Annotated in this window: 22 protein-coding genes and 1 pseudogene; 11 read left to right on the top strand and 12 right to left on the bottom strand. The window is 67.5% G+C overall.

The features are described from left to right. Positions 1–36 precede the first annotated feature (36 nt). The 8 genes and pseudogenes from ACWCPM_RS19780 (at position 37) to ACWCPM_RS19745 (ending at position 7030) form a co-directional block, all read left to right on the top strand. Entirely contained in the window at positions 37–714 is a 678-nt protein-coding gene (locus ACWCPM_RS19780; protein ID WP_450977493.1) for a UbiX family flavin prenyltransferase, read from the top strand. A gap of 62 nt (positions 715–776) precedes the next feature. Further along, complete coding sequence (locus ACWCPM_RS19775; protein ID WP_450977492.1) at positions 777–1232, top strand: Lrp/AsnC family transcriptional regulator; 456 nt, start codon at positions 777–779, stop codon at positions 1230–1232. A gap of 83 nt (positions 1233–1315) precedes the next feature. Then, positions 1316–2479 (top strand): aminofutalosine synthase MqnE, encoded by a 1164-nt coding sequence (gene mqnE / locus ACWCPM_RS19770; protein ID WP_450977491.1) that lies wholly within the window; start codon positions 1316–1318, stop codon positions 2477–2479. An 84-nt stretch (positions 2480–2563) separates the two neighbouring features. Beyond that, on the top strand, positions 2564–3088 hold the full coding sequence (locus tag ACWCPM_RS19765) for an N-acetyltransferase family protein (protein ID WP_450977490.1): 525 nt from the start codon (positions 2564–2566) through the stop codon (positions 3086–3088). A 152-nt stretch (positions 3089–3240) separates the two neighbouring features. Next, complete coding sequence (locus ACWCPM_RS19760; protein WP_450977489.1) at positions 3241–3540, top strand: DUF4229 domain-containing protein; 300 nt, start codon at positions 3241–3243, stop codon at positions 3538–3540. Positions 3541–3565: 25 nt separating this feature from the next. Beyond that, a pseudogene (locus ACWCPM_RS19755) lies at positions 3566–4040 on the top strand (dicarboxylate/amino acid:cation symporter); the annotation flags it as partial. Positions 4041–4117: 77 nt separating this feature from the next. Further along, complete coding sequence (locus tag ACWCPM_RS19750; protein WP_450977488.1) at positions 4118–4762, top strand: TetR family transcriptional regulator; 645 nt, start codon at positions 4118–4120, stop codon at positions 4760–4762. Positions 4763–5083: 321 nt separating this feature from the next. Continuing rightward, positions 5084–7030, top strand: a complete 1947-nt coding sequence (locus ACWCPM_RS19745; RefSeq protein WP_450977487.1) for an AMP-dependent synthetase/ligase — start codon at positions 5084–5086, stop codon at positions 7028–7030. Between the two features lie 393 nt (positions 7031–7423). Here the strand turns inward: ACWCPM_RS19745 and ACWCPM_RS19740 are convergent, their stop codons facing one another. Continuing rightward, a complete protein-coding gene (locus ACWCPM_RS19740) occupies positions 7424–7627 on the bottom strand; it encodes a cold-shock protein (RefSeq protein WP_450977486.1) in 204 nt (67 codons plus the stop codon). Between the two features lie 295 nt (positions 7628–7922). Between ACWCPM_RS19740 and ACWCPM_RS19735 the strand changes: the two genes are divergently transcribed. From ACWCPM_RS19735 to ACWCPM_RS19725, 3 genes are all read left to right on the top strand, one after another. Continuing rightward, positions 7923–8771 carry a menaquinone biosynthetic enzyme MqnA/MqnD family protein gene (locus ACWCPM_RS19735; protein ID WP_450977485.1) on the top strand — a complete coding sequence of 283 codons (849 nt, stop codon included), beginning with the start codon at positions 7923–7925 and terminating at the stop codon, positions 8769–8771. Between the two features lie 326 nt (positions 8772–9097). Further along, entirely contained in the window at positions 9098–9541 is a 444-nt protein-coding gene (locus tag ACWCPM_RS19730; protein WP_450977484.1) for a hypothetical protein, read from the top strand. A 51-nt stretch (positions 9542–9592) separates the two neighbouring features. Further along, positions 9593–14053, top strand: coding sequence for an FtsK/SpoIIIE domain-containing protein (locus ACWCPM_RS19725; RefSeq protein ID WP_450977483.1), 4461 nt, complete (start codon positions 9593–9595; stop codon positions 14051–14053). Positions 14054–14146: 93 nt separating this feature from the next. Here the strand turns inward: ACWCPM_RS19725 and ACWCPM_RS19720 are convergent, their stop codons facing one another. The 11 genes from ACWCPM_RS19720 to ACWCPM_RS19670 form a co-directional block, all read right to left on the bottom strand. Then, positions 14147–14413, bottom strand: a complete 267-nt coding sequence (locus tag ACWCPM_RS19720; RefSeq protein ID WP_450977482.1) for a WXG100 family type VII secretion target — start codon at positions 14411–14413, stop codon at positions 14147–14149. A 78-nt stretch (positions 14414–14491) separates the two neighbouring features. Beyond that, positions 14492–14959 (bottom strand): RDD family protein, encoded by a 468-nt coding sequence (locus ACWCPM_RS19715; RefSeq protein ID WP_450977481.1) that lies wholly within the window; start codon positions 14957–14959, stop codon positions 14492–14494. Positions 14960–14963: 4 nt separating this feature from the next. Beyond that, entirely contained in the window at positions 14964–15230 is a 267-nt protein-coding gene (locus tag ACWCPM_RS19710) for a hypothetical protein (protein ID WP_450977480.1), read from the bottom strand. After that, a complete protein-coding gene (locus ACWCPM_RS19705) occupies positions 15227–16099 on the bottom strand; it encodes a hypothetical protein (RefSeq protein WP_450977479.1) in 873 nt (290 codons plus the stop codon). The genes ACWCPM_RS19710 and ACWCPM_RS19705 overlap by 4 nt, the downstream gene beginning before the upstream one ends. Before the next feature lie 20 nt (positions 16100–16119). Continuing rightward, positions 16120–17157: a hypothetical protein gene (locus ACWCPM_RS19700; RefSeq protein WP_450977478.1), complete on the bottom strand. Its 1038-nt coding sequence runs from the start codon at positions 17155–17157 to the stop codon at positions 16120–16122. A 192-nt stretch (positions 17158–17349) separates the two neighbouring features. Beyond that, the gene (locus ACWCPM_RS19695) at positions 17350–18381 is read right to left on the bottom strand and encodes a hypothetical protein (protein WP_450977477.1); all 1032 of its coding nucleotides are present in this window, start codon (positions 18379–18381) and stop codon (positions 17350–17352) included. Continuing rightward, a complete protein-coding gene (locus tag ACWCPM_RS19690; RefSeq protein WP_450977476.1) occupies positions 18369–19025 on the bottom strand; it encodes a hypothetical protein in 657 nt (218 codons plus the stop codon). The genes ACWCPM_RS19695 and ACWCPM_RS19690 overlap by 13 nt, the downstream gene beginning before the upstream one ends. A gap of 260 nt (positions 19026–19285) precedes the next feature. Beyond that, the gene (locus ACWCPM_RS19685; protein ID WP_450977475.1) at positions 19286–20365 is read right to left on the bottom strand and encodes a hypothetical protein; all 1080 of its coding nucleotides are present in this window, start codon (positions 20363–20365) and stop codon (positions 19286–19288) included. Next, positions 20362–21033, bottom strand: a complete 672-nt coding sequence (locus tag ACWCPM_RS19680; RefSeq protein WP_450977474.1) for a hypothetical protein — start codon at positions 21031–21033, stop codon at positions 20362–20364. Before ACWCPM_RS19680 ends, ACWCPM_RS19685 begins: the two co-directional genes overlap by 4 nt. Before the next feature lie 244 nt (positions 21034–21277). Beyond that, the gene (locus ACWCPM_RS19675) at positions 21278–21976 is read right to left on the bottom strand and encodes a hypothetical protein (protein ID WP_450977473.1); all 699 of its coding nucleotides are present in this window, start codon (positions 21974–21976) and stop codon (positions 21278–21280) included. Continuing rightward, positions 21973–22908, bottom strand: a complete 936-nt coding sequence (locus ACWCPM_RS19670) for a hypothetical protein (protein WP_450977472.1) — start codon at positions 22906–22908, stop codon at positions 21973–21975. Before ACWCPM_RS19670 ends, ACWCPM_RS19675 begins: the two co-directional genes overlap by 4 nt. Between the last annotated feature and the right edge of the window lie 285 nt (positions 22909–23193).

Genomic DNA, 23193 nt, shown 5'->3' with positions numbered 1-23193 from the left:
CCGGACCATGTCCTCCCGCGCCGGTACGCTCAATATGTGAACGCAGGGGAATCGCAGCGCGCGCCTTGGATCGTGGGGGTCTCCGGAGCATCCGGTACGCCGTATGCGGCCGCGGTGCTGCGTGGGTTGCTCCAGGCGGGGGAGAGCGTCGACCTGGTGGTCAGCAGGGCCTCCCGGCTGACGCTGCTCGACGAGACCGGGCTGCCCTTCCGTGACGCGCACTGGCAGGAGGACCTGCGCGAATGGCTGGCGCGCGGGGCCGACGGCAAGCCCGGCACGTTCGAGGTGGACCTCTCGGGAGTGCGGCACTGGAGCGCCGGCGACCTGGCGGCGGGGCCGTCCTCGGGGTCGTATCCGGCCAAGGGCATGCTGATCGTGCCCGCCTCCACCGCTTCCGTCGCCGGGGTCGCGCTCGGCCTGTCGAAGGACCTGCTGCAACGCGCCGCGAGCGTCACCCTGAAGGAGGGGCGCGCGTTGGTCGTCGCCGTGCGCGAGGCGCCGCTGAACGGGCAGACGCTGCGGCACCTGGTCACCCTGGACGGCGCGGGAGCGGTCGTCGTACCCGCCTCCCCCGGCTTCTACGCGGGCGCCACGCACATCCAGGACCTCGTCGACTTCGTCGCCGGGCGCGTCCTCGACGCGGCGGGTGTCCCCCACACGCTCTACCGACGCTGGAAGGGCGAACTGGGCGGCGGATCACGCCCCACCGACTGACCCGCGCACCACCGCACCCTTCAGCACCTCGTCAGACTCTTCAGCGGAAGGCTTCGATCGTTATGGACGCCGTGGACAGGCAGCTCATCCAGGCCCTGAGGGAGAACGGCCGGGCCTCCTACGCGGAGCTGGGGCGCCTCGTCGGACTGTCGGGGCCGAGCGTCACCGACCGCATCAACCGGCTGGAGGCGGCCGGTGTCATCACCGGCTACCGCGCCACCGTGAACGCCGCCTCGCTCGGCCTCGGCGTGATCGCCCTGATCGGCATCTCGCTCTCCGACGCCGCCGACCACGAGGACGTGGCGCAGCGGCTGCGCGACCTCCCGGAGATCGAGGACTGCTGGTTCATCGCCGGTGACGACTCCTTCATGCTCAAGGTGCGGGCGACCGACGTGGACGGCCTGGAGAAGATCATCCGCCGGCTCTCCGGCACCAAGGGCGTGTCCCGGACCCGTACCACCATCGTGCTGTCCACGAAGTGGGAGAACCGGGTGGGGGAGCTGCCCGACGAGGTGTAGCCGCGAGGCGCTCCACGGCGCCACCGGGTGCCCGGGAGGCGGAGGGTACGGTTGACGCAGTCTGGTCGGAGAGAGGTGTGCGCATGGATGTCGGGCTCAAGCGCGAGCTGGAGCAGAAGGTCCGCTCCGGTGAGCGACTGACTCGTGAGGACGGCGTCGCGCTGTACGGGTCGGACGACCTGGCCTGGCTCGGCGGCCTCGCCCACGAGGTGCGCACCCGCAAGAACGGCGACGTCGTGCACTTCAACGTCAACCGCCACCTCAACATGACCAACGTCTGTACGGCCTCCTGCGCGTACTGCTCCTTCCAGCGCAAGCCGGGGGAGAAGGACGCGTACACGATGCGCATCGAGGAGGCCGTGCGGCTCGCCAAGTCGATGGAGGCCGACAACCTCACCGAGCTGCACATCGTCAACGGTCTGCACCCCAACCTGCCGTGGCGCTACTACCCGCGCTCCCTGCGCGAGTTGAAGGCCGCCCTCCCGAACGTCTCGCTGAAGGCCTTCACGGCCACCGAGATCCACCACTTCGAGACCATCTCCGGCCTGTCCGCCTCGGAGATCCTCGACGAGCTGATCGACGCCGGTCTGGAGTCGCTCACCGGCGGTGGCGCGGAGATCTTCGACTGGGAAGTCCGGCAGCACATCGTGGACCACCGCACCCACTGGGAGGACTGGTCGCGCATCCACCGGCTGGCGCACGAGAAGGGACTCAAGACCCCCTCCACCATGCTCTACGGGCACATCGAGGAGCCCCGCCACCGTGTCGACCACGTCCTGCGGCTGCGTGAACTCCAGGACGAGACCGGCGGTTTCCAGGTCTTCATCCCGCTGCGCTACCAGCACGACTTCGTCGACGTGAAGGACGGCAAGGTCCGCAACCGCCTCCAGGCCCGCACGGCCATGGCGACCCCGCTGGAGGCCCTGAAGACGTTCGCCGTCTCGCGCCTGCTCTTCGACAACGTCCCGCACGTCAAGGTCTTCTGGGTGATGCACGGCGTCCAGACCGCGCAGCTCGCCCTCCAGCACGGCGCGGACGACATGGACGGTTCGGTCGTCGAGTACAAGATCACGCACGACGCCGACAACTACGGCACGCCGAACAAGCTCACCCGCGACGACCTGCTGGACCTCATCCGCGACGCGGGCTTCCGCCCGGTGGAGCGCAACACGCGGTACGAGATCATCCGCGAGTTCGAGGGCCCGGAACCGGCGCGTCGTGAGGCGCCGCAGCCGATGCGGATCTGACCGCCCGGCGACCGTCATCGCTCGGACGTCATCGCTCGGCGGACGGCTCTCGCCACGCGGGGGTGTAATAGATACCATCGCGCCATGCCCCTTACGTTCACGCTCGATCCCGCCGTGGACCGCTCCCTGCGCGACGGTCTGCTCGACCTCTGGACGGACGTCACCAACGCCGGTGGAGCCGTCGGATTCGTCCCGCCCGTGACGCGGGAGGCGGTACGCCCCGAGCTGGTCAGGCAGTTGGTGGCGATGGCCGAGGGGCGCTGCCGCCTGCTCGCCGGATTCGACGAGCAGGGCCGGGTCGCGGCGACCGCGTTCCTCACCTTCAACACGCACCGGCTGATGGGGCACTGGCTCTGGCTCTACACGGTGATGGTGCACCCGCGCCACCAGGGCGAGGGGTACGGCCGGGACCTGCTGGCCGCCGCCGCCGACGCGGCCCGCGGATTCGAGGGCATCGAGGCGATACGGCTGACCTGCCGGAGCGGCATGGGGCTGGAGCGCTTCTACGGCTCCTGCGGCTACAAGGAGGTCGGCCGCGTCCCCGACGCGATACGCGTCGCTCCCGGCGACGACCGCGACGACGTCGTCATGCTGCTGCCGCTGCACTGACCGTCGTCGGCCCGCAACCTGCCACGGGGTGTGGTGAGTTCCCGCACATGCCCGTCGTGTGCACCCCCATGCAAGATCGACTGCCGGGCGTGCTTCACTGGGCGGTGCCCTTTGGGCGGTTCTGGCCTTTCGACACGGAAGAGTGGATTGAGATGCTCCGCTACTCGCTGATGCGCCTCGGGATCTTCGTGGGCTGCCTCGTGGTCGTCTGGGGCCTCGTCTACTCCGGCGTCGCCCCGCGCGGACTCGGCGCCTCCAACGGCATCTGGGTGGTGCTGCTCGCCCTCGTCCTCTCGGCGCCGATCAGCTTCGTCGCGCTGCGCGGCGAGCGGGACCGGGCATCGGTGCAGATCGTGCGGAAGGTGGAGCGCGTCAAGGCCGGCTTCGAGGCCGACCGCACCCAGGAGGACGGCGCGGACGACGCGGCGCGGGCGCAGGGCCGGACCTCCTGAGAGTGCTGTGAGGGTCAGACCTCTCCGGTCGTCCGTGGGCACCATGCCGCTGACCCAGCGCGTCACCGAGCGCCTCGGCGTGCCGCGGGAGTACGCGCCCTTCGGCGCGACCACGAAGACGGACGGCTGCGCCGCGATCTACCCCGCCATCCGCCGCGATCTTCGTCGCGCAGATCTTCGACATCCCGCTCGGCGTCGGTGACTACCTGCTGATCGCGTTCGTGTCGGTGATCGGCTCCGCCGCCACGGCCGGTCTGACCGGCGCCACCGTCATGCTGACGCTCACCCTGTCCACGCTCGGCCTGCCCATGGAGGGCGTCGGCCTGCTGCTCGCCGTCGACCCGGTCCTGGACATGATCCGCACCGCCACCGACGTGGCCGGGCAGGCGCTGGTGCCGGTCGTCGTGGCGGCCCGCGAGGGCCTGCTCGACCGGGAGGCGTACGACAACGCGGGCAGCTCGCCCGTGGAGGAGCGGGACCGGGTGGCCGTCGCCGCCTGAGTTCGCGACCGGGGCGGCGTGCGACCCGCCCCGTCCTGCCGTCGGCCGCCTGCCGCGCGGACCGTACGCTGAACCGCATGGGTGCCGTGAAGACCAAGCGGATGCCGCGTGCGGTCCGTGAGCAGCAGATGCTGGACGCCGCCGTACAGATCTTCGGGCAACGGGGGTACATCGCGGCGTCGATGGACGACATCGCCGAACTGGCCGGTGTCTCCAAGCCGCTGGTGTACCTCTACCTGAACTCCAAGGACGATCTCTTCACCGCCTGCATCCGCCGCGAGGCGCAGGCGCTCTTCGAAGCCGTCCAGGCCGGCGTGCGGCCCGACACGCCGGCCGACCGCCGGCTCTGGGACGGGCTGCTGGCGTTCTTCACCCACACCGCCCGGCATCCCGACGGCTGGTCCGTGCTGCACCTCCAGGCCCGCACCCACGGAGAGGCGTTCGCCGCCGAGGTCACGGCGATGCGCGCGGACATCGTCACCTTCGTCACCCGGCTGATCGCCGAGGCGGCCCGCGACGCCCGCCAGGACCCCGGGCTGCCCGAGCCCGAGTTCGCCGGGCTCGCCCAGGCCCTGGTCGGCGCCGCGGAGTCACTGGCCGAGTGGGCCAACGCCACCCCGCACGTCACGGCCCACCAGGCGGCGAGGACCCTGATGAACTTTGCGTGGTCGGGCCTCGGCGACCTGCTGGAAGGACGGCACTGGAGCCCGCCGGGAGACTGAGGGCCGCCCGCGCGGGCGCCACGGCATCCGCCGGCTCGCGGGCGCGGTGTGCCGCGTCGGTCACCGGGCCGGGACCGGCGCTCCCTACTCCTCAGTAGGGTCACCGCAGGTGAGTGGGGGTGCCGCGAGGCCTCCGGTACTCCACATCCCCGGCTCCGGAACATCGTCGAACCCGCACGACCTCCCCACGTCGGAGCCGTACGATCTGCCACCTGACCGCCGGGGACGCCCCCAGCACGCCTCGCCGGTGAACGCCTCCGTAGGCGTCATGCGTACCTCATGCAGCGGAGCCGTACCGCGCTGCAGGCCCCAGGAGCTGCCATGCCCATCTCGTACTCTTCCACGCCCGTACCGCCACAGGCGTCAGAGTCATCGCTGGAATACGACCCCGACGCCGGACCGGTCCTCGTCGAGCCCGAGACGCGGCGGCTGGACGGCGAGGTGCGGGAGGTCGCCGTGCCGTCGCTGGTGCCGCCGGTGTCGCACGGCTCGCTGGCCGACCTGCCGTTCGAGAACGCGACCGCGGAGCCGGACCGCCCGGTCCTCAGTCGCCGCGACGACGAGGGAAACTGGACGCACGTCACGGCGGCGGAGTTCGCCGCACAGGTGCTCGCCGTGGCGAAGGGAATGATCGCCGAGGGGCTCGTGCCGGGCGACCGCATCGCGATCATGGCGCAGACGTCGTACGAGTGGACGCTCCTCGACTTCGCCGCCTGGGCCGCCGGGCTGGTGAGCGTCCCCGTGTACCCGACCTCGTCCGTCTTCCAGACCCGCTGGATCCTCCAGGACTCCGGCGCGGTCGCGCTGGTGACCGAGACGGCCGGCCAGGCGGCGGCGATCGGGCCCGAACTCCCGCACCTGCCCGACCTGCGGCACCTGTGGGTCATCGAGAAGGACCACGTGGCCCGGCTCGCGGAACTGGGGCAGCCGGTGCCGGACACGGAGGTCGACGTGCGCCGCGGGATGCTGGGCCCGGACACGCTGGCGACCCTCACCTACACCTCGGGCACCACGGGCCGCCCCAAGGGCTGCGCGCTGACCCACGGCAACTTCCTGGCGGAGGTCGACAACGCGATCGAGCTCCTCTACCCCGTTTTCAAGGCGCGTACGAGCGAGGAGGCGTCCACCCTCCTCTTCCTGCCGCTCTCCCATGTGTTCGGCCGGATGGTGGCCGTGGCCTGTGTGCGCGCCAGGGTCAGACTGGGGCACGCGCCAAGCCTGAGGGCGGAGGACCTGCTGGCCGATCTGGCGGCCTTCCGGCCCACCTTCCTGCTGGCCATCCCGTACATGCTGGAGAAGGTCTACAACAGCGCCCGCGCCGCCGCCGAACGCGGCGGCAGGGCACCGGCGTTCGATCGCGCCGCGAAGGTCGCCCGCCGCTACGGCGAGGCGGCGGTGGCCCGGCTCAGCGGCACCGGTTCCGGCCCCGGCGCCTCGTTGAAGGCGTCCCGCGCGTTCTACGACCCGCTGGTCTACCGCCGGATCCGCAACGCGCTGGGCGGCAGGATCCGCTACGTCGTCTGCGGCGGCTCCCCGCTCGGCCGCGACCTGGCCGCGTTCTACGCGGGCGCGGGCATCGACGTGTACGAGGGCTACGGGCTGTCCGAGACGACCGGCGCGGCGACCCTGACACCCCCGCTCAGACCCCGGCTCGGCACGGTCGGCTGGCCGCTGCCCGGCACCCGGGTGCGGATCGCGGCGGACGGCGAGATCCTGCTCGCGGGCGGCCAGGTCCTCCGCGGTTACTGGGACCCGCACGCGGGCGTGGTCCCGGCGTCGCCGGACGGCTGGTTCCCGACGGGCGACATCGGCCGGCTGGACGACGACGGCTACCTCACCATCACCGGCCGCAAGAAGGAGATCCTGATCACCGCGGGCGGCAAGAACATGGCCCCGGCGCCGCTGGAGAACTGGCTCCGCTCCCACCCCCTGATCTCCCACTGCCTCGTCGTCGGCGACCGCCGCCCCTACATATCCGCGCTGTTCACCCTCGACGCCGACGGCATCACCCACTGGCGGCAGATGAACGGCAAGCACCCGGTGCCGCCCGAGCTCCTCGTCGACGACGCGGACCTGCGGGCGGTCCTGCAGCGCGCGGTCGACGAGGCCAACAGACTCGTCTCCCGTCCCGAGTCCATCCGCCGCTTCACCGTCCTGCCCACCGACTTCACGGAGTCGGCCGGCCATCTGACCCCTTCGATGAAGCTCCGCCGGGACGCCATCCTGCGGGACTTCGCCGGCGAGGTGGAGGCCCTCTACGGCGAGTGATCGCGCTCCGGAGATCCGGTTCGGGCCGAGAGGGACGTGGACGGAGGCCGCCCCGCCCGGCGGCGACCGCTGGACGGTGCGGCTGGTGCAGGGGGCGCCTCGCCGGGAGGCGGGAGGCGGGGGTGGGAGGCGGGGGCGGTGGTGCATCGGTGACGACGGCCCCGTGGTGGTCGTGGTGCGCGTGCGGTCCGGCCGACCGGGACCCGGCGACGGTGTTCCGGCCCCGTCCGTCGTGATCGGTCGCGTCAGAAAAGGCGGTACCGCCGCCTTCCTCTCGGAATTCCCGAGAGTTCCCTTTCGCGCGAAGGGCGGGAGGCGCGCGAAAAGGCAGGAGCCCCGTCGCCGGATGGCGCGGGGCTCCTTGGGTGTTGCACTCGATCCTGGATCAGAGGATCAGACCGGGACGACGTTCTCCGCCTGCGGGCCCTTCGGGCCCTGGGTCACGTCGAAGGTCACGTGCTGGTTCTCCTCAAGGGACCGGAAGCCGGTCGCATTGATCGCGGAGTAGTGGACGAAGACGTCGGGGCCGCCGCCTTCCTGGGCGATGAAACCAAAGCCCTTTTCGGCGTTGAACCACTTCACGGTTCCGGTAGCCATAAGCCCTCCTTGGGCCCAAAGGGTTGCCCTGCTCCAGAACCAGCAAGTGTGAAGATTGAGTTCTGCACAACTGCATCTGTCCGAGAACGTCGAGAGCCCGCGGTCACATGCTCCGCAGGCTCTTTACTGCAAGGGAAACCAAACTGCAACTTGCGGCGAGCCTAGCACGCGGGCAGCCGAAAGCAATAGAGGTCAAGATCACGTCATCCTGATGTTTGAACGCCTTGTCGACGTTGACGTCAAGAGGGGGACCCCAGAAGCCTGAACCCTACCCCACGGGGTCTAGCCTCTCGATGTGGACATTTCTCGCACGCGGCCGCGCGTCGGTCACATCCAGTTCCTGAACTGCCTGCCCCTGTACTGGGGGCTCGCCAGAACGGGAACGCTGCTGGACTTCGAGCTGACGAAGGACACCCCCGAGAAGCTCAGCGAGCAGCTGGTGCGGGGGGACCTCGACATCGGGCCGATCACCCTCGTCGAGTTCCTGAAGAACGCCGACGACCTCGTCGCCTTCCCGGACATCGCCGTCGGCTGCGACGGACCGGTGATGTCCTGCGTGATCGTCTCCCAGGTCCCGCTGGACGAGCTGGACGGACGCCGGGTGGCCCTGGGCTCCACCTCGCGCACCTCCGTACGCCTCGCGCAGCTGCTGCTGGCGGACCGTTTCGGCGTGCGACCCGACTACTACAGGTGCCCGCCCGACCTCAGCCTGATGATGCAGGAGGCCGACGCGGCCGTCCTCATCGGCGACGCGGCGCTGCGGGCGAACCTGCTCGACGGGCCGAAGTACGGACTGACCGTGCACGACCTCGGCACGCTGTGGAAGGAGTGGACGGGGCTGCCGTTCGTCTTCGCCGTCTGGGCGGCCCGCCGGGACTACGCGGAGCGCGAGCCCCACATCACCCGCCAGGTGCACGAGGCGTTCCTCGCCTCCCGCAACCTCTCCCTGGAGGAGGTCACCAAGGTCGCCGAGCAGGCGGCCCGCTGGGAGGCGTTCGACGAGCGGGTCCTGGAGCGGTACTTCACCACCCTCGACTTCAGTCTCGGCGACACCCAGCTGGCGGCCGTGGCCGAGTTCGCCCGCCGGGTGGGCCCGACGACCGGGTTCCCGGCGGATGTGAGGGTGGAGCTGCTGGGGCCGTAGGGATCAGGCGTGAGCGGCGGGACTATGCGTTGCGGGGCAGCGGCGGCGCACGGGGAAGGGGGCACGCCATCCAGCCGATCGGAGTCGACGAGCCCAAGAGCAAAGGGGCCTGAGTAACTCGCGACGTCGGCACGTGCCGAGGAGAACGATGGTGGGTGCACTCCGGCGACGCCGGTGTGGTGATTCCGACGCGGGACGGCCCGACCCACGGGGCGGACAGCAAGGACTCGGGGAACCCAGAGGCTCGGATGCCGAAGGTCATGTAGCCCGGCGGTCACTACTGTGTCTGCGACAGCCAGGTCGTACACCGAAGGAGAGACGCGCTGATGTCCGCATCCGCTTCGCCTGTTTACGAAGTCCACTACACCTGGAGTCCCTTTCAGCTCCTGAGTGGAGCCTGGGCCAAGCGACTTGTCGCGTTCAGGGTCGACGACCAGGGCGTGACGTTGGGAGGCGCCCCCGCGCGCCACGAGAAGCAGACCGCCTTCGTGCCTTGGAGGGACATCGCGGCGGTGGTCGTGTGGCAGCAGAAGACTGCCGATCTCAAGCACATGAACTACATCGGTCTGCGACGGCGGGCAGGAGCGCCGGACCTGCCGGGCCCGAACGCTTCCCTCGCTCGGGAGCAGACCGGCCGACTCGCACCGCACATCGACCACGAGCTTTTTCGAGCGAGCAGGCACATCAACCTGTGGACCCTTGATCGCGAGCGTCTGGTGAATGCTGTGCGCGCATTCGCTCCCCATGTCCCGATCGAGGACGCCGACTAGCGTATTTTCTGATCGGGACTGGCGGATCCGAAGGGGAGGGGGCAGGTCTCGATGCAGGTGCGGGCGACCTTGGTCTGGGAAGGAGCTGCAGCCCAAGACGCGATGATCAGCGTTGGCGAGGGCGCGACCGCCGCCGAGGTGGCCGAGGCGGTGAGACGCCTCCAGCGAGGCGGCGCAGCTCTCCAGTTCCCTACTTCGGGCGTGGTGACCCCCTTTCCAGGGCGACAACTGCCGTGGAGAGGAAGAGCGGCCGCGGAGACTGCTCTGTGGATCGACGGACGCCCGTTTTCGCCCACCGCTGCAGCGGGCGAGGCGCTCAGGGACGGGTCCCGCCTCACGGTCGACGCTGCCATCGGCCCCTTCTTGGGGGTAGGTGAACCGGCAGGTAGGTACGAGATCAGGGTCATCGGTGGCCCGGGCTCGGGGCGGGTCGCGCGGCTCTCCGTCGGTGTCACGGCTATCGGCTCCGCCTCCACCAACACACTGGCCGTCGATGACGACGTTTTCCTCGCGCCGCAGGCGGTGCGCGTGTCGGTCGATATCAAGGGGAACGTCGAGGTCACGTCTGTTGCCGGCGTCGAGTTGCTGCTCGACGACGAGCCGGTGACCGGAGCCCGGCAGTGGGAAGCGGGCATGTTGCTCAGGACCGGTGAATCGCTCTTCAGCCTAGCCGAGCCAGGCGAACCCGATGCCCACCTTTCTCCCATGGGAGAAGGGGGACTTGCTTACAACCGTCCGCCGCGCCTGACGTCTCCCGTGCCACGGCCGAGGCTCGTCGTTCCGGCCCCGCCGGGCAAGGACGAAGGGATACGCCTTCAGCTCATTTCCATGCTGATGCCGTTGTTCTTCGGCCTTGGCATGTACTTCGTCACCAAGACGATCTATATGTTGTTGTTCTGCCTCCTCTCACCTCTGATGATGCTCGGCCAGTGGCTGAGCGACCGGCGGCACGGGAAGAAGAAGTACCGGGCCGCCATGAAGGAGTACAAGAAGGCCAAGCAGGAGCAGGAAGCCGAGCTCGCACGGCTTGGTGAGCAGGACCAGAAGCGGCGTCGCGATGCCTACCCCGATCCGGGGCAGTTGCTGCTGTTCGCTACTGGGCCCCGCAGGCGCCTGTGGGAACGTCGCATCACGGATTCCGACGCCATGCACCTGCGCGTGGGATTCAGTGATCTGCAGGCGGAGATTGACCTGTTGAATGCCCGAGGTGCGGCTTCGGATGTGTTGGAGCCCGAACCTCCAGTTGTGACCAACGTGCCGCTGGCTCTTCCCTTCGCTGAACTCGGGGTCGTCGGCATCGCCGGAGACAGGGCCCAGGCGTCCTCCACCGCGCGGTGGCTCACCGCGCAGGCGGCCGTACTCCACAGCCCGCGCGACCTGTCCGTGGTGGTCCTCTCCTCACTACCCGATGCCGCCACCAACTGGACCTGGGCCCAGTGGTTGCCGCACACGAGGCCGCAACAGGGGCAGAACTGTATCGCTCTGGTGGGCACGGATGCGGACTCCGTGTCGCGGAGGGTCAACGAGCTTCAGACAGAACTGGCGCGCCGTCAGGCATTTGCGCGGGAGAACGGTGGCATCAGGGCGTTGCGGCCGGACCCGCACGTGCTGATAGTCCTTGACGGCGCACGACTTCTGCGCCGAGTGCCCGGCGTTCCACAGCTCCTGCAGGAAGGACCGAGCCACGGAATCTTCGCGCTGTGCGTCGATGAGGACGAGCGACTGCTGCCCGAGGAGTGCCGTGCGGCCATCTGCTGGACGCCGCAGTCGCCCAGCCGGATCCACTTGCGGGGGTACGGCTACGAGTCGGCGGGCGAAGTTCTGGCAGACCAGGTATCGGTCGCCTGGTGCGATCGGGTAGCCCGCGCTCTGGCACCCGTGCGGGACGTCAGCCGCGACGACGCGGACAGCGCATTGCCGAGTGCCGCGCGGCTGCTCAACCTGCTGAGCATGCCCAATCCGACCGGAGCGGACATCGCGGCCATCTGGCAGCGGGGCGGATCCACGACGGCAGCGCCGATCGGTCTGGCCTCCGACGGCGCGTTCGTCCTGGACATCCGCAGGGACGGCCCGCACGCACTGATCGCGGGCACCACGGGCGCGGGCAAGTCGGAACTTCTTCAGACGATCATCGCCTCGCTGGCCGTGGGCAACACCCCGGACGCACTCAACTTTGTCTTGATCGACTACAAAGGCGGCAGTGCGTTCCAGGACTGCGCCCGGCTGCCGCACACCGTCGGCATGGTGAGCGACCTCGACGCGCACTTGACGGAACGGGCGCTCGCCTCGCTCGCAGCCGAGTTGCGGCGCCGAGAGGAGATCCTCTTCGACGCGGCGACGAAGGACATTGAGGACTACAACGACGCCCGGCGCCTGCGTCCGGAGCTCGAGCCCATGCCACGGCTGGTGCTCATCATCGACGAGTTCGCGTCGCTGGTCGCCGAGTTGCCCGACTTCATCGCAGGCCTGGTGGACATCGCGCGGCGTGGCCGCTCGCTGGGCGTGCACCTAATGCTGGCCACCCAACGCCCCGCGGGTGTGGTCAGCGCGGACATCCGAGCCAACACGAACCTTCGTATAGCCCTACGCGTGACGAACGCGGATGAGTCACGTGACGTCATTGACGCGGCCGACGCCGGCAGCATCTCCAAGGCCACACCGGGCCGGTGCTACGTGCGGTCCGGTTCGCAGTCGCTGGCCGGTGTGCAGTCCGCGCGGATCGGTGGTCGGCGCCCGGGCGCGGAAAGCGCCCCTGAGGTGACGGTGAACCTCCTCGACTGGGCGGCTTACGGGCGTCCCATGCCGCGTGTCACGCAGAACGGCGATGACGACGGAACGATGGTCACGGACCTCGCCGTCCTGGTGGACGCGATCAGGGACGCCGCCGAGCGGCTGGGCACGGCCCAGCCACGCAGCCCGTGGCTGCCACCCATCCCGACGCATGTGGTGTTGTCCGATGTGGCCATGCTGCCGGCCAAGCAGGCGAGCGAGGACTCGGTGGCACCTATCCGCTTCGGTCTCACCGACCTTCCGGCACGGCAGGCCCGGGCAGCATTGGCACTGGACCTGGCCGACGGCGAGCATCTGATGATCGCTGGCGGACCCCGGTCCGGCCGCTCGACCGCCCTGCGCACGATCGCGGGAGCCATTGCCCAGAATTGTTCGCCGAGCGACGTCCACCTCTACGGCATCGACTGCGGAGCCAATGCGCTTCTCCCCCTCACCGGCCTACCTCACTGCGGGGCCGTGGTGACCCGGGACGAGACGGCGCGGGTGGACCGGCTTCTGGGACGGCTGCTGGCGGAAGTGTCCCGGCGCCAACTGCTCCTCGCCGAAAAGGGACAGTCCAGTGCTGTTGAGCAACGCATGGCCACCCAACCTGCGGAGCGACTGCCGTGGATGGTGCTCCTGCTCGATGGGTGGGACGCTTTCCGGCTGGCCTTCGAGAACTACGATTACGGTCGGCTCGTCGAGTCGGCGAAGCGCGTGTTCAGAGAAGGCGCGGCGGTAGGCGTGAAGGTGGTCCTCACCACTGACCGGAGCGGGCTGACGGGCGAGATCTCGAGCACCTTCAGTGACCGTCTCGTGCTGCGTCTCGCCGATCCGTCCGACTACTCGCTGGCGGGCATGGCCACGAAGGATGTCCCCAAGGAGATCCCCGCTGGACGAGCCCTCAGGGCGACCGACGACGGCGTGCAGGAGAGCCAGATCGCTCTGCTCGCCGAGAACCCCTCCGGTCAGGCGCAGGTGGCTGTACTGCAGGGGATCGCGCGGGCGCCGCGTCGACAAGCCGTTCGCCCGACGCCGTACCAGCGTCCGATCCGCGTGGATGTGCTTCCCAGCCGGATCAAGGGCTCCGAAGCGATGGCGCTGCAGCCCGACTTCGTTCCTTCGTCGCCCCTGTGGACCCTCTTTGCCGTGGGCGGCGACGAACTGCGGCTCCTGGGCGCGGACCTGGAGGAAGCGGGTCCTGGGTTCGTCATCTCCGGACCGCCGAAATCCGGCCGATCCAGCACGTTGGTGACAGCGGCTCAATCGCTGCTGCAGCGGGGCACCGAGGTCATCCTGGTGACTCCGCGCCGCTCACCGTTGCGTGAACTGGCCCCCCGGTCGGGGGTCCTCGGCTGCCTGGACAGCGACAGCAGGGCGGACGATTTGGAGGCGCTGACCGGCGGCGCGCGAGGCCCGTACGTCGTGCTGGTCGATGACGCTGAGTTGCTCTACGACACCCCGCTCGACGAAGCGCTGGAAGATGTATTGCGCCGCGGTATGGACGGTGGCATGGGACTCGTCGCGGCTGGAGCGGTCGACACGCTGTCCTCCCAGTACCGGGGTTTCGTAGTGCAGGCGCGCCGGTCCAGGAACGGACTGCTGCTCTCCCCTCAGGGCTCCCAGGACGGGGAGATGTTCAGCATCCGCTTGCCGGGGAACGTCGGCGGCGGGCCAACCGGTCGTGGACTCTTTGTGCAGGGCGGGGAAGCCATGCCGGCTCAGGCAGTCCTTCCGGACTGAACGCAAACGGAACACGAGGTGGTGAGGGCCGGACACCCGATGGGTGTCCGGCCCTCACCACGTCACCTTGAAAGCAGACGGAACAGAAAACAACTAGTCGTTGATACGGTCGTTTGCGTCGGCTGCGTCGTTGGTTTCCTTACGTGCATTTTCAAGCGACTCGAGGAAATGGACGAGTGACGGCTTCAGCTTGTCCCATTCGTCCCTGAAGCGGTTGGCTCGCGGGCCCTTCCAGAAGTCCTCGCTGTCCCTGGTTCCGTTTGAGATTGCCCTGATCAGGTCGTCAAGGTTCTTGTGCTGGGTCTTGAAAGTCGTGGAAAGACCGCGAAGTCGAGTAGTGTCCGCGCCTTTGAGCGTCACGATCTGCCTCCCCGTGTGTCGAAGATGGGCGAACCATCCGTCCGCCGAGCCGACACTATCGCAAATCCTTCTGACTCGTCATCCGATTGTCATTCCTCGGCCCCGGCGCACCACGCGCAGTCCCACCGCGTCCTGCTGCTCCACATTGCTGTCCGCAGCCACGTGTATAGGAACGAAGACGATCATCCAATAGAATCCGAACAGCCAGCGCCTGCAGAGGCGGATAAATCCCGGGCGGCCGCCGTCGGATGTCCGGACCACACGCAGGCCCGCCACTGCCTTTCCCAGGCTTGCGTGAGCCGCCCACGTGAGTAGTACTTGGTTGCAGAGTGACAGCGCGATTCCACCGCCGAAAGCTGCTCCCCACACAGTGGGAGAGCTGAGGTAAATATGAGGGATATCGTTCAGCGCCCCGATACCGGCTGCCGCTCCCGCTGCGAAGCCGACTAGGATGGCAATCGCCGCGTCAACAAAAACAGCGACAAGCCGACGTGTCCCGCAGGGAGTCACTGCGAGGTCGGAGTTCGACTGTTGCTGGCTTACCATGAAGCTAGTTCCCGTTCCCCGGCTTCTTCTTCTCGGCTTCTTCCTGCTCTACGCGTTTGAGCGCGCTAGCCATGGCGGCTCGGGCGTCCACAAGCGCATTCTTTATCTGTTTCTTGTGCGTGACCCACTCGCTTCGAAAGCGATCGCTCTTGGGGCCCTTCCAGGTCTCCTCACCGCACAGCAGTTGAACGTTGTCGCAGGACCGTTCGATTTCGTCTGCGTATTTCTTTAGCTTACGGAAATCCTCGCGGCACTCCGTCTCTCGGCTCACTTCGTCTCCTCGGATTGCTCCTGGCTCAGCAATCGGCTGATCATTCTGTTCAGTGTGGGCTTTCCGACCGCTCGAGCTTCGATTCCGCTTGGCGAATTGGGGGACGCCACGAAGACGCTCCACACCGCACGATCGGTGGCGTAAGTTGTGAGGAGTGGGCCGGGGCGATCCGTCAAAAGTACGATCTGCCCCACCACGATGGCGGAGTTGATTGCTTCTGTCAGCGGACGGCCGACTTTCTCCTCAGTGATCTGTTCCGGCGTCAGATGGTGGATGTGGCTGTCCTTGTCTGCCACCTCGAAGGGGTCGACGAACAGTTGGACCAACCTTGCCGCATCATCTGTGGAGCTCGCCAGGGTGAAGGCGTGAAGCCCGCCCGCCGTTACGCGTTCCACCAGGTAGAGGTCCTCGGAATGGATGTAGACCAGTGCATGAGTGACACCGGCCGAGGTGTGCTGCTCCACAGCGAGGGCCCGGGTGGCCGTTCGGCGCAGGGTCAGTGCGAGGCTGACCTCCGGGGTGATGCGAAGGTCGAGGTCAATGCCCGAGGGAGTCGTGGCCACCTCGGCCTCGTCGGAGCCCTGAGCTTTACGAAGGACTGCGTCCAGTTCATCGATGTTCCCCACCTCCACGGCTTCTCGCGACACCAGGGAGCGAAGGGCGGTGGCGTAGGCCCATTCGCGCTCCTGTGCCGAAAGTTCGCCAAGCCTGGGGGTGGGAGCCACGCATTCCGTCAGTGACTCGGGATCGAGGACGGCGATTTCTTCGTCGGTGAGCCTGAGCAAGTGCTGAGTTCCCCCGTCCTTCAGGGATTCGCTCAGGATCTCCCGGAACTCTTGCAGGTCCATGTCGATATCAGGGCTGCGCATATCATCTATCCAATGCTCAGTTACCAGAATTTGTATCTGCGGATGGTGTTGGGGACCAGATTAGTCACCGCACTTTTTGCCTCGTTGGCGATTTCCTCCGCTTTGCCCTTCGTTCTACCGGCCCACTCCGTCGTGGCATTCCAGGCATCTTTGGCTCCTGCCTTGATGTCGTCGCCCCACTTGTCCCAGGCCCAGCTTCCCAGGAAGTAGGCTCCGGCTACGCCGAGAGCGACCCAGCCTACGACCGGGACGGCGGCGGCCACCGTGGCAGAAGCGCCAAGCGCTGTTGCCATGCCGGCGCCACCAAGTACGGCAACGGCGCCAGCGGCCTCAATTCCACCCATGCCGCGGTCTACCCATCCCTGGGCTCCTTGGTGGTCAGGGAGGAACATCTGTTTTACGCCATGCAGAACCGTTAGAGGCAGAAAGACGCGGCGAGCAAGCATTCCCGCGCCCGGTGCGTTCGCGAAGAGTTTTTCGGCGAATGGAATCTTGAGCTTGACGGCTGCGGCCCGTACGGCCTGCTGCCACTTCCAGGGCTCTTTATAGAGATTCCTCAGCCTCTGAGCTTTGAGTAGCTCGTTCAGCAGCTCGCCGCGGGTAGTCTTGATTCGGGAGGCGGCCGACCCGAAATACTTATTCAGCTCGTAGACCGCTCGCGCCCCGTCGACGTTCTGTCCTTGAGCCCACATCTTGTACAGCCTTAGAGATGCCTCGATTGCTGTTGGGATCTTCAGGGCCTTGAAGGGGGTCTTGATGTCCTTGAGTGTGCCGTCCTTGAATTCCTGCCAAGTCTCCAGTACGCCGGCCAGACCGGCGAACGTGAGCGTGGCCTCGGGGTCGTCCAAGGAGATTCCCAAGCGGCGTCGAATGTCCTTGGCCTCGTCCTCTGCCCAGCTGGCCTTCTTGGGGAAGTCGGAAACGCCTTCTGCCTTGGCGTTCCACTTATCCAGAATTCCGCTGATCAGGCCACCCTGTATACTGAGCGTACCTCCCAATACGTCGACGGCTGCTGCCAGTTTGGGAGCCTGGACATCGTCCATGCCCTTGAAGCCCACGGCTGTGCTCCTTCTCAGTGCGACATCTACGTGTGCGGATTCGATTTCTTCGGTGCGCCGTCTGGGTACGCATGACCCGGCTCCGGCCAACCTTCGACCATGTCTTGGTGCGCCCGATCTTCTGCTCGTGATGACAGCGCACCGCTGAACACACGATGGGTTGGGGGGCTGATGTTGCTGGGCGTCGTTGGCTCACCGGTTGACGGACTGGATTTCTTGGACGGTGATGGCTTGGTCGTTGCCGAAGGTGCCGTCGGGGAGGTTGCCGCCGGGGCTGCCGGTGCCGGTCCAGGTGATGTCCCAGGTGATGGTGGCCTGGAGGTTGAAGGTGCTGTTGCCGGAGGAGCGGAGGTATTTGAGGCCGCAGGGCGGGGTCTGGTCGGACTTGCCCTTGGCGTAGGGCTCGCCGATGGAGCCGTCGGCGTTGATGGCGCACTCGCCGGAGGCGGGGTAGGTCTCGGCGTCGGCCGTACCGGGCTCCAGCTTGAGGGAGACCGGCCTGGCGGTGGTGGTGGCCTGAAGGGTGAGGGCGCCGATGTCGAGGGCCGCGGTGACGGAGACTTCCTGGAACCTTGCCTTGTCGAGCCATGCCCAGGTGGGGAGGTTGACCTTCGTGGTCTGGGCTGGGGCGAGGGTGACCTCGGTGGTCGGGAGCTGGATACGGTTGTAGGCGAGTTCGGCGAGGATCTGCGGCGTGACGGCGTTCTCGACGGGAGGGGCGTCACCGTTCTCCACCCAGAAGGGCTGCTCGTCGCAGAGTTGCGCCTCGGGCTCCATCCAGCGGTCCTCGTCACGGACGGCGACCCAGAAGGTTCCCTGGTCCTTCTTGTCCAGGTTGTAGTTCTTGTAGGTGCCGTCCTTGTACTTGTCCCGGTACATGCCGACGGAGGTCTTGGCGTAGCTGTGCTGGCCGGGTGCGTTGACCGTCTCGGTGTACATGTCCTCGACGTACTTGGCGAACTCCTGCGCGGAGCGGGGCTCGTACCAGCAGGCAGGCGGGGTCCAGTCACCGACTGCTGTGACACCGCCTGAGCCGCCCGCAGTGGCTTTGGTGCTTCCGGAGTACGTGATTCGGGACACCAGCGTGTTGCCGGACCGACCGCCGTCGGTGTCGATCTCGGTTTCGGACTGACCCGGCCCCTTGGCGTTCGCGGTGCCGCTGAACGTGCCGGCCGCTATGAAGAGAACACTGGCGAAGGCGGCGGTGCGGATCAGCTTGCGCATGTCTTGTCCCCCCGCTTCGACACCACAGCGGTGGTTTGCCAGACTCCCTTGTCGTTCTTCTTCAGCTGCGTGCTGTACGTGACGTACGGACTCTCATCGGAAGGCGACTTATCCACAATGCCGGTTTTACGGTCCTTGTTATAGGCCTTGCTCTCGTCTGCACAGTAGACGACTGCTGCCGTGTCCTTGTCCGCGACCTTGATGTCGGGATCGAAGTAGCGCGTGAGGCCGGTGAAACTGATGTCCTCGTCAAGCCATGCCTGGATCCACCTCTGGGCGCTCAGAAGCGCGCTGCCTTGGCGGTAGTAGGCGACCGCCGCCGAGTCGGTGTCCCTGCGGAGGATGGCGTCGTCGACGGCGTTGACCATCTGTGCCACGTCGGACAGTACGGCGTCTTTCGTCGGGTCGCCCGTCTGCCAGGTCTCGAACCTGTTCTCCACATCGTTCGGCAAGTTGATCTCGGGCCGGTCGGCAGGACCGGAGGCGCTCGCGCTCGGCGACGATGACTCGGGCTGACCGGTGTCTGCCCCGGCGATCTTGTCGTTGGCGGTGGGCTTGTCGTCCTCGCTGCCACAGGCCGTCAGCAGCAGGGCTGCGGCTACAGCCGCGGCGAGTGTGGTGGCAGGCAAGGTGCGGCGTTTCAAGCTGGGCTCCCCGTGAGACAGATGTTCAGTCAAGAGCACTGACGGTATCCGGGGCGTTCCCGGTTTCGCCAGAGCGAACTTCGTGAGGGCATGCGGTCCGGCCATGAGTCGCAGGGTGGTTGTTCACCGTGCACGGTGCAGGCGTCACAGTGCAGTTGCTGGTTCAGCGTCTTCACCACCTCTTCCGTCAGCTGTCCGCCGCTCGGCGTACTGCCTGGGTGTGGAGGTGCCGGGATGCCTCACTGAAGGTCATCGGCTCTTCAGCGGTTGACGGACTGGATCTCCTGGACGGTGATGGCTTGGTTGTTGCCGAAGGTGCCATCGGGGAGGTCGTCGCCGGTGCCGCCGGTGCCGGTCCAGGCGATTTCCCAGGTGATGGTGGCCTGGAGGTTGAAGGTGCCCTTGCCGGAGGAGCGGAGGTATTTGAGGCCGCAGGGCGGGGTCTGGTGGGACTTGCCCTTGGCGTAGGGCTCGCCGATGGAGCCGTCGGCGTTGATGGCGCACTCGCCGGAGGCTGGGTAGGTCTCGGCGTCTTCTGTGCCTGGTTCCAGCTTCAGGGCCACGGGTCGGGCGGTGGTTGTGGCTTGGATGTTGAAGCCGGGGGCGTTGATGGCCGCGGTGGCCTGAACCTCGTCGAAGACGGCTCTGTCCAGCCAGGCCCAGGTCGGGAGGTTCACCTTGGTGGTGGTCTCCGGGGCGATGGTGACCTCGGTGTCGGGGAGTTGCATGTGCTGGTAGGCGAGGGCCGCGAGTATCTCGGGGGTGATGGCCTCTTCGTACCGGGCCGGTGGGGTCTCGCCGTTGTCGACCCAGAAGGGGAGGTCGTTGCAGGAATTCCGTTTGAGGAGGTCTGGTTCGTTGGGGTTCTCGACGCCGGCCCAGAACATGCCTTTGCCGTCTTTTTCGACGTTGTAGTCCTTGTAGCCCGGGGCGTCGGTCCAGCCGTATTCGTCTTCGTAGTGGCGCTGCAGTTCGCCGAGGGCCGCGCCTGCGTGACCGCCCATCCCGGGCGCACCCATCTGGCTCTCGATGTCCTTGGACATCTTTTCCTTGAAGTCCTTGGCGCCGAGGTAGGGGGCGTACCAGCAGGGGGGTGGGGTCCAGTTGACGTCGGAGGAGGTGACGTTCCCGCGACTGCCGTCCTTGGCCACGGATCCGGAGTACTGGATGCGTGCGGCGGCGTAGATGCCGGTCTCGTCGCTGCCGCCTTGCTGGTCAGTGTTGGAGCCGTTGTTCGGCAGTTCCGTCGCGTGCGCCGGCTTTGCCAGGCCGTAGGCGGCGAGTACCAGGATCAGGGCAGCGGTGCTGGCGTTGAAGCCCGAACGCAGTGATCTGTTCACTGGCACTTCTCCGCCTTCATCTCCACGAATACCTCGGACGCCTGCCACAGGTCCGAGCCTGTAGGGAACTTCACCATGATGATTTTGAAGTAGTCGAAGGCGTCGATGCCGGGTTCGCTCTTCACAACCTTGTCGGTCTTGACTTCCTTGCTGTAGAAGTGGGTCGAGTCCACGCAGAACGCGACCTCCACAGAGGTCCCGCTCGGTACGGACCGGGTGGTGGCCTGGTAGTGGCGCCGGGTGCCTGTGGCGGTCCAGCCTCCATCGACCCTTTTCTGGATTTGGGTCTCTGCGTAGTGCAGTCCGTCGCCCGTGGCGTAGGCCGTGATGGCTGCATCCTTGGTCGTGCTCTTGTCGACGCCTCGGTAGATGGCGCGCACGAAGTTCGCCGCGTCGTCCATCGCCGCGGCTTGGTTTTTGTCGGTCGGCTTGTCCCAGTCGAAGACCAGGTTCATGTCCTTGGGCAGGGACACGTCCACGCCGTCTGGTTTGTCCTCTGCCGGGGCTGCCGGGGCTTTTGGTGATTCCTTCGGGGTGTCCGTTGCCTGGTCGGCCCCGGCGATCTTGTCGTTGGCGGTGGACTTGTCGTCCTTGCTGCCACATGCCGACAGCAGCAGGGCTGCGGTGGCCGCCAGCGCGGTGGCTACGGACAAGGTGCGGCGCTTCACAGTGGGCTCCCCGTGAGACAGATGTTCAGTCAAGAGCACTGACGGTATCCGGGGGCTTCCCGGTTTCGCCAGAGCGAACTTCGGGCGGGCGCGCTGTCAGGTGGGTAAAGGGATCCGACGGTATCGGGGCCGTACTCGGTTTCACCAAAGCGGACGGCATCGGGAAGACGGCCGGCGCCGGACGCATGGTCCCTCCTCGTTCGTCATGCCCGGCCTCACACGCGGGGCGGACACGTCACCGCGGTCAGTCCAGCTTCGCGTTCTGCGCCTTGACGAGGTCGGCCGGCACCTTGGCCTCGCCCGGGCGGGCGTTCAGGAACGCGCCGGTGTCCACGGTGCAGTAGGTGGCGATCGTGTCGCCGAAGCGGAAGGTCTGCGTGCGAACGGTCTGCGGGAAGCCCTCGTACTCGAAGGTGAAGGCGGTGGCGACGGACTCGTCGCCGCCCGCTGGAGCGCTCTCCCCGGTCACCGTGTCGTACGGCTGGGTCGCGCCGGCCGACTTCGCGGTGAAGCCGTCTTCGCAGGATGCCGTCGCCTCGGCCAGCCCCTGCATCGCCGCCTCGGCCTTCCCGGCCGGGTAGGTGGCGAGTGTGATGGTGGAGGACATGGAGGTGTCCCGCTTGGCCAAGCGCCGCAGGAAGGCATCCGGTTCGCCGAGGGGAAGGTAGTTGGTGACATGGACGATCGGGGCGCAGCCCGGTTCGGTGACGGTCACCTCGTCCGGGCTCTTCGCGAAGTCGTACTCGGTGTCGGGCTCCGTCACCGTGTGACCGGTGGCTTCGGCGTCCGTGACCATGAGCTTCGCGAGTTGCTCCGCGGGCGTCGGCTGCCCGGGTCGGGGAGCGGTGGCCTTGGGAGCGGTGGCCGTGGGCTCGGCGACCGTGCTGTCTGTGCCGGAACAGGCCGTCAGCACGGCGGCCAGGGACACTGCGGAACGCTTCATGGGGACTGAACTCCTTGGTCGGTCTCTGCGCGCTGTGCGCTCACTGCGGGTCCTTCGTCCAGCAACTTCCGTAGTACAGGTGACAGTTCCGGTACCGGTGCTCCGGCCGTCTGCGCCGCCGCGACGGCCTTGACGTAAGCCACCGCCTGTTCCTTCAGCCGCTCCTTCTCGCGCCCCTGACGGCGGCCCGCCAGCCAGGTCGCGATCACCAGCGGTACGAGGACGAGCGCGCCGTAGCCGATCGGCCGGTCGGAGGTCGCGGCCCAGATGACCCCCAGGGCACCGGCCAGCACCATCAGGCAGCCCGCTTCGTCGTGCCAGTCGCCCTTGTCGGCGATCGACTCGTACGACGTCACCGCCGCGGGCTTCGGCGGAACGGCCGCCGTCGGGGGCGTCGGCTGGGTGGCAGGCATCGGTTCCACGCGCTCGTACGTCGGGACCCGCGCCGAGCCCCCACTCGAACCGCTCGTCAGCGAGCGCCCCTCCAGCCACGCAGGTACGTGCGTCAGCGGGAGGCCGTGCGCGCGCGCCACGCCCAGGACCTCGCGGTAGCCGTCCAGGGCCGGATGATGCAGTGCGCGCTTCCAGCGGCTGCGGGTGACAGCCATGACGCCGACACTCACGAGCAGCAGGACGGCGGCGGCCGCGTACGCCAGGGCGGGCTCCGGGACGAGGCGCGGCGCAGTCGACGGAAGGAACGGCAGTATCACCGCGGCCATCAGGGTCAGCGTGGCCAGAAAGTGCAGCCGGCTGCGCTCAGCGGCCTCCACCGCGCGGAGGCGTTCCGTGAGCAGTGCGGTGACGGCGGCGTCGTCCGTGTAGTCGAAGCCGACCCGCTCTCCGATGGCCCGGACGCCGAGGAGTACACGTGCGTCGGAGGCCAGCACCGCCCCGCTGACCGGGAGCAGTTCCACCGATATCGCTTCTGCCATTGCCGTGACTCCTCCCCCGTTCGCCGTCGTTCCCACGGCAGTGCAGATCATGGCATGGCGGTTCCGGGCCCTTGTGAGCGAATCGTGCAGGGGTGATGACCGCCACGTGACGGCGTGCCCGATTCGCTCGCGCACAGCGAGGCGCCCACCCCCCCCGGATGCTGTGCCGACGGCGAACGACGCAGCTCACGTTACGGATGGCAACGGTGCGTCGGGGGCAGCCCGATGCGCAGGGTGCGCCTTGAGGGGCCTATGCGCGGCTGATACGGTGCCAGCGCCTGACAC

The organism is Streptomyces sp. NPDC002309 (assembly GCF_053593375.1).
Note: the sequence above shows the minus strand (reverse complement) of the source record. Positions and strands in the feature narration are given on the sequence as shown.